Annotated in this window: 6 protein-coding genes and 3 pseudogenes; 6 read left to right on the top strand and 3 right to left on the bottom strand. The window is 35.6% G+C overall.

The features are described 5' to 3' along the window. Nucleotides 1-637 precede the first annotated feature (637 nt). Nucleotides 638-739 (top strand): annotated as a pseudogene (locus FTV18_RS15825) (recombinase); the annotation flags it as partial. A gap of 185 nt (nucleotides 740-924) precedes the next feature. Then, a complete protein-coding gene (locus FTV18_RS15335) occupies nucleotides 925-2,124 on the top strand; it encodes an integrase arm-type DNA-binding domain-containing protein (protein WP_005245164.1) in 1,200 nt (399 codons plus the stop codon). Between the two features lie 41 nt (nucleotides 2,125-2,165). On the opposite strand, the gene FTV18_RS15330 is transcribed toward FTV18_RS15335, so the two are convergent. Beyond that, nucleotides 2,166-2,579 carry a Cd(II)/Pb(II)-responsive transcriptional regulator gene (locus FTV18_RS15330; RefSeq protein ID WP_179989169.1) on the bottom strand — a complete coding sequence of 138 codons (414 nt, stop codon included), beginning with the start codon at nucleotides 2,577-2,579 and terminating at the stop codon, nucleotides 2,166-2,168. Nucleotides 2,580-2,658: 79 nt separating this feature from the next. Here FTV18_RS15330 and FTV18_RS15325 point away from each other — a divergent pair, with 79 nt between their 5' ends. After that, on the top strand, nucleotides 2,659-3,390 hold the full coding sequence (locus FTV18_RS15325; protein ID WP_005245162.1) for a transglutaminase family protein: 732 nt from the start codon (nucleotides 2,659-2,661) through the stop codon (nucleotides 3,388-3,390). Beyond that, entirely contained in the window at nucleotides 3,377-4,264 is an 888-nt protein-coding gene (locus FTV18_RS15320; RefSeq protein WP_127800877.1) for a cation diffusion facilitator family transporter, read from the top strand. Before FTV18_RS15325 ends, FTV18_RS15320 begins: the two co-directional genes overlap by 14 nt. Before the next feature lie 84 nt (nucleotides 4,265-4,348). On the opposite strand, the pseudogene FTV18_RS15315 reads toward FTV18_RS15320, so the two are convergent. Continuing rightward, nucleotides 4,349-4,573: pseudogene (locus FTV18_RS15315) on the bottom strand (efflux RND transporter permease subunit); the annotation flags it as partial. Here FTV18_RS15315 and FTV18_RS15310 point away from each other — a divergent pair. Continuing rightward, nucleotides 4,573-4,716, top strand: a pseudogene (locus FTV18_RS15310) (antitoxin HicB); the annotation flags it as partial. The pseudogenes FTV18_RS15315 and FTV18_RS15310 overlap by 1 nt on opposite strands. 252 nt (nucleotides 4,717-4,968) lie before the next feature. Here the strand turns inward: FTV18_RS15310 and FTV18_RS15305 are convergent. Next, nucleotides 4,969-5,220, bottom strand: coding sequence for a hypothetical protein (locus FTV18_RS15305; RefSeq protein WP_004658363.1), 252 nt, complete (start codon nucleotides 5,218-5,220; stop codon nucleotides 4,969-4,971). Between the two features lie 194 nt (nucleotides 5,221-5,414). Here FTV18_RS15305 and FTV18_RS15300 point away from each other — a divergent pair, with 194 nt between their 5' ends. Further along, nucleotides 5,415-5,636, top strand: coding sequence for a helix-turn-helix transcriptional regulator (locus FTV18_RS15300; RefSeq protein WP_004658364.1), 222 nt, complete (start codon nucleotides 5,415-5,417; stop codon nucleotides 5,634-5,636). The last annotated feature ends 248 nt before the right edge of the window (nucleotides 5,637-5,884 follow it).

Below are 5,884 nucleotides of genomic sequence, written 5' to 3'. Positions count from 1 at the left end.
CCCCAACAGTAATAAGCCTGATCGTTCACCGATTGAAGGAATAGTTTGCAGTAATTTCAAATCCTGTTTCAATGTTGGATCTTGATCTATGTGATTATTTATTAACTTATCAATATGTTCAAGTTGCCGATTTAAATAGGCTTTGTTGCATAAACATTTTGCAAGGCACTGATTTTTAAAGGTTTGTGAAAATTTCAACCTAAGAATAAATTTAATAAAATCATATTCTTAGGTATTTGTGCAACAAAGCCGATCCGAATCGGAAGCCAAAAAGCTTTTGGGGCAGATTATTAGGACGGAAGTGAATTCATAGTAACTGTCCAAATGAAAGAAGAATCAGTGTCCTTTACGATAAGAATATGCAATTTATCTAAGAATTATATTGCTGAATAAGCTTTTAAGAATATAGGTTTGGGCAATAAAGCCTTTAAATTCTATTACTGAATAAACCCTAAGTGGCCGATTTGGAATAGGAATGAGTGGTAGGGTGCGAATAGGAATAGGTGGTAGGTTTATGCTGGAATATGCATTGAGTCCAATCCTTGATCGTGGAGACTATTGTATTAGAAACAATAGCAGACCTAAAAGGCTTTACTGGTATCCATTGATTATTCAATAACATTAAATAGAGCCGTGAGACGTTGAAAGGCTCACAGAGTGGGAGGTAAAGTATATCCTCATCTCTCGTAAAACAGCTGACGAAGTCCGAGATAGAATCATTGCGTCAAAAAAAACGTGATATTTGAGAACTAAAAAAGAAGTGGTACTCCTACTGGTTACTAAAATTAAAGTATATTGAATAATAAATTTATAAAACAATACTTTACAAATCTATATGATGCGTAGTGTACGCATCATACATAAAGCGTTCTATTTTGATATAATTGATCCAATCAACCCATTGTTAGGTTTCATTTAAATTCCATGAGTCTTACTGAAATTAAAGTTCGCCAAGCTCATTGTAAGGAAAAAACCAGTTTTTTATCCGATGAAGATGGGCTTAGCCTGAAGATTGAGCCGAGTGGAAGAAAATCTTGGTGCTATCGCTATACAGATCCACAAACTAAAAAACGTCGACGCATTCAGTTAGGTCGTTATCCTGATTTATCGCTGAAAAAGGCACGACAAGTCAGAGATGACTTTAAAGACAATGATTTCTGTTTTGAACAAGATACTGCCTCTAATGTCATCACCTTTGGTAAGGTCGGGGAGGAGTGGTTACAGTTCAAACTGAAAAATGCCTTCAACGATCTACCCCGCTGTGGTGTACTACAGTTAGCAGAAAGATGCTTACAGCAAGATATTTATCCAGACCTTCAGGATCTACCTTTTCAAAACATCAAGCGTTATGACCTGGTTTCAGTAATCAAAAAAATAGAGGGACGCCAAGTAAAAGAACCTGTCAAGAAAGCTTGTAGTTATTTGAACCAAATTTATGACTACGCTGTAGCGATGGGTTATTGTGAATTCAACATCGCGCATGGTTTAAATAAAATCGCCATTAACAGTAAAATCAAGAAAAATTATCCGTATTTGAAAGCGGAGGATATATCTGATTTTAAGTATAAATTACAAAAATTGGATGCCCATCCGATTATTAAAAAAGCACTGCTGTTCAAATTACATACTGGCGTGCGAGGGGCTGAATTGTTATTGGCTGAGCCTCATCATTTTGATTTAAATGAAAAAGTCTGGAAAATACCTGCCTTGCATATTAAACAGTTTCGACGAAAAGTCATATTAGGCCATGAGATTCCCGACTTCTTAGTTCCACTTTCAGATCAGGCTTTAGATATTTTAAAAGACGTCATGCAATGGTCATACGGTGAAAAGTACATTTTTGCTAGCCCACGGAAACATAATCAACCGATTCATTTTAATACATTAAATATGGCTATACGTAAGATGGGCTATGGAAAACATCAATTATCCTCTCATGGACTACGTTCCACTTTTAGTACCATTTTGAATGACTCAGGTTTGTTCCAGGATAACTGGATTGAGGCACAACTTTCACATATTGATAAGAACCGTACCCGTGCCAGCTATAATCACGCTGACTATTTAGCCCAGCGGACTGAAATGATGCAGTGGTGGGGTGATTATTTAAGTACTGCTAAGTGAAAATCGTACTTTTATACATAGACTTAAAACATTATGGGGTTTCAAATGGATAGTAAACAATATACTTGCCGTGTTACATGGTCAGCAGAATATAATGAGTATGTTGGGTTGTTCGAACCACAAGCACTAGCCATTTGTTGTAATTCAGCTTTAAGCGCCCTTAATTCTTTCATGCGTTTATTCACTAGTGCAAGTTGCTGATCAATTAATGCATTAACGCTAGAGCAGCTTTCTTCTGGCTTATTTTTTAATTCGATAAGACGTTTAATATCATTGAGTGATATATCTAGGCTGCGACAATGCTTTACGAATTCCAATTGTTTAAGTGCTTTGCTATCATACAGCCTGAAATTACCTTCTGAACGATTTGGATTTAACAGAAATCCTTCTCTTTCATAATATCTAATCGTTTGTATTGAACAGCCCGATTTTTTTGACAATTCGCCTATTTTCATCAATTTCCCCCAGACATTTGACTCTATAGTTACTATAGAGTCTATAGTATAAGTATGCAACGAAAAGGATATATAAAAAATGACTGAGAAATATTTAAACAATACGAATATCGTTAATTTTGAACACAAAGATATCCAATCCTTGATCGATCAACGTAGGTGGAAAAACTTGGATAACTTCAACAAAATTGGTGCCGCTTATCAGTTTGTAAAAGATGAGATTTTCTTTGGTTATAATGAAAGCGATGATATTGCAGCAAGCGATGTGCTAGCAGATGGTTATGGACAATGTAATACTAAGGGTAATCTGTTAATGGCACTATTGCGTGGACTAGGCATTCAATGCCGATTTCATGGGTTTACCATAGACCAGCAACTACAAAAAGGTGCTATCCCAAGCTATGTATTTTGGTTAGCACCTAAATACATCATTCATAGTTGGGTAGAAGTTTACTTTGAAGGGCGTTGGATAAACTTAGAGGGCTTTATATTGGATGAGCAATACTTAAGCTCTCTACAGGAGAAATTTGACCAAGTAAAAGATGATTTTTGTGGTTATGGTGTTGCAACAAAGTGCTTTTCATCACCAGATACAGATTGGCGTGGAGAAAATACCTATATTCAAAAAGAAGGTATTCATGATGACTTTGGGCTTTATGATTCCCCTGATGAGTTCTATCTCGAAAAAGGGACTAACTTGTCGGGGTTCAAACGCTGGATATATCAACGCTTGATACGTCACTTGATTAATATGAATGTATCAAAACTAAGAAATAGAAAAGTACTAGAGGTACAAAATGCACAACCATAATCATAGTCATCAACATGGTAAAGATGACCGTATTGGTTGGGCATTTTTCCTTAATGTGACATTCACTATTATCGAATTTATAGGTGGTTGGCTCACTAACAGTACGGCGATAATGGCAGATGCAGTTCACGATCTTGGTGATAGTCTTTCAATAGGTTTTGCGTGGATTTTAAGTCGTTTTTCAGATAAAGAAGCATCAGATAAGTTTAGTTATGGTTATCGTAGACTTACTCTCTTTGGCGCATTGATAAACAGTATTGTTTTAATCATTGGCTCAATTTGGATTTTATTTGAAGCAATTCCAAAGCTGTCCAATCCTGAAATGCCTGTAGTCGAGGGGATGTTAGGGCTAGCGATACTCGGCGTTGCCGTTAACGGATATGCTGTATTAAAATTAAAAGCGGGTGAAACATTAAATGAGAAAGTGCTGACATGGCACCTTCTTGAAGATGTACTTGGATGGGTTGCCGTTCTTATAGTCTCTATCGTACTGTTGTTCGCTGAACTGCCGATATTAGATCCCCTTTTATCAATAGGGTTCACGCTGTTCATCTTGTTTAATGTTTTCAAAAACCTGAAATCAACACTCGTTTTATTTCTTCAAGCTGCACCCGATAAAGAGACTCAAAAGCGTATTAAACTATCACTAATGGAATTTCCTGAAGTTAATGGTATCCACCACATGCACTTTTGGTCACTAGATGGTGAAAGTCACGTTTTAACAGCGCACCTTGAGCTGAGTGACAACTTTGACGTTAAAGAATTAATTAGGCTTAAACAAGAAGTTGCAGCTAAATTATCTTCCTATCATTTATCGCATACAACGATAGAGTTTGAGTTTTTAAATGAAAATTGTCGGGATGAAGCGCAGTAAGCTTTATCAATAAAATGTTGGGCATACAATATTAAAAGCAGCTTAATTAGGCATAACCTAGTAATTAAGCTGCTTTTTTTGATTTTAAATTTCGTCGGATTGCTGTTTGCTACTCTCAGAGCCATGCGCCCATTGATATAAAATAGGCAATACAAACAAAGTTAAAATTGTAGAAGATACAATACCGCCGATAACAACTGTTGCTAGTGGTCGTTGTACTTCTGCACCAATTCCAGTGTTTAACGCCATTGGAATAAAACCTAAACTTGCGACCAGTGCCGTCATTAAAATAGGTCTTAAACGAATGATGTGCTGAGTTTCCATCATTGTCTTGGCTTGATGCGGATCAGTCTAAAGCATTCTCAGGAATAGAGGAGCTCGTTGCTGATGTTGTCGCTGATATGATTAGCAATAATGAAAAAGTTCCTACACCACTCTCCGGGAAAATATAGTAGGCAGTTTGTTGTCCTTGTTCTCAGTGGTTCAACAAAAACTAGCCCTCGAAGCCGCAGAACGTGGCGTGGACATAAATTGTTTAGTATCAGTAAAAAGAGCGATGTAATTTTAGTACGAGTGAGTGATAGAGCAGGAACCTATGCTTCATATATTCAGTAAATGGTATGTTTTTGAATTAATAGGTATTTTTAAATAAAGCTTTCTTTGATTTAGTGCTTTTTATTTAATAAATTAATTTTAAAAACAACTTAGGCTAATTGATAAACACTATCTGGAAAGATTAAAAGAAAATATTTTTTAATTTCTGCTAATTCATTTAAGGCAGGTTCCCTTTCAAGCAGTTGAAATGTCCAAATAAGTACAGCCTGATGATTATCATAGCAAGTATTTACTCCAAGAAAATTAGCCATTCCATAACTTCTATTGATGTTCATTTCTTTAATTAATTGATTTCCTAAGTCACGAGCTTGCTGGCTGATCAATAACTCATTTGGTAACACGGCGGTCATCTCCACAAAATAATCTAATGCAGGTTCAATCCTTATATTTAAAAAGTTATAATTTAGTTGAAATGGATAAAATATACTTTCTATAAGTTGTAATAACCTGCTGTAGGTTAATTTTAGCAAAGTATTACTCAGTCAACAACTTCAAATAACCCACAGCAAGTTATTTTTTGTAAATTAATTTAAATATGATTACTTGTAAGTTATCTAGCCTCATGGGCGATAGAAAAATTTTAAAATTAAGTGAAGTGGTGCATGCAACAGGTATCAATCGCAACACGCTCACAAGTATGTATTATGACCGTGCTGTACGTATTGAATTACCAGTCGCCGATAAGTTGTGTAAGTACTTTAACTGTACGATGAATGATTTGTTTGAGTTTAAGGAAGAAGTTGAAGAAAAAGATTAACTTAATACTTCGTTTGATAAGTTTTTCGAAGAAAAAGACTAGCCAATACTTAGTTTGATAAGTTTTTCTCTGCAGATCTAATATTGAATTTTATAAAATATCATTACAAACAGAGGTGGTTCCACTTGTTTGAACAACTAAAAGCGTATTTATAAGTGATATTCCGCTCTAGTTAAGCCACCTTGTTTTGTTGGGGTAGCTGATCATAGTAAAACTCATTTGGTGTCATTTTGTCTAGACTCGAATGA

Source organism: Acinetobacter sp. YH12241, from assembly GCF_013417535.1.
In the GTDB taxonomy this organism is placed as follows: domain Bacteria; phylum Pseudomonadota; class Gammaproteobacteria; order Pseudomonadales; family Moraxellaceae; genus Acinetobacter.
Note: the sequence above shows the minus strand (reverse complement) of the source record. Positions and strands in the feature narration are given on the sequence as shown.

What these genes read in the sequence shown, in the direction of transcription:
- FTV18_RS15300 (WP_004658364.1), top strand. Translation starts at nt 5,415, where the DNA reads ATGATTACTTGTAAGTTATCTAGCCTCATGGGCGATAGAAAAATTTTA.
- FTV18_RS15330 (WP_179989169.1), bottom strand. Translation starts at nt 2,579, where the DNA reads ATGAAAATAGGCGAATTGTCAAAAAAATCGGGCTGTTCAATACAAACG.
- FTV18_RS15320 (WP_127800877.1), top strand. Translation starts at nt 3,377, where the DNA reads ATGCACAACCATAATCATAGTCATCAACATGGTAAAGATGACCGTATT.
- FTV18_RS15325 (WP_005245162.1), top strand. Translation starts at nt 2,659, where the DNA reads ATGACTGAGAAATATTTAAACAATACGAATATCGTTAATTTTGAACAC.
- FTV18_RS15335 (WP_005245164.1), top strand. Translation starts at nt 925, where the DNA reads ATGAGTCTTACTGAAATTAAAGTTCGCCAAGCTCATTGTAAGGAAAAA.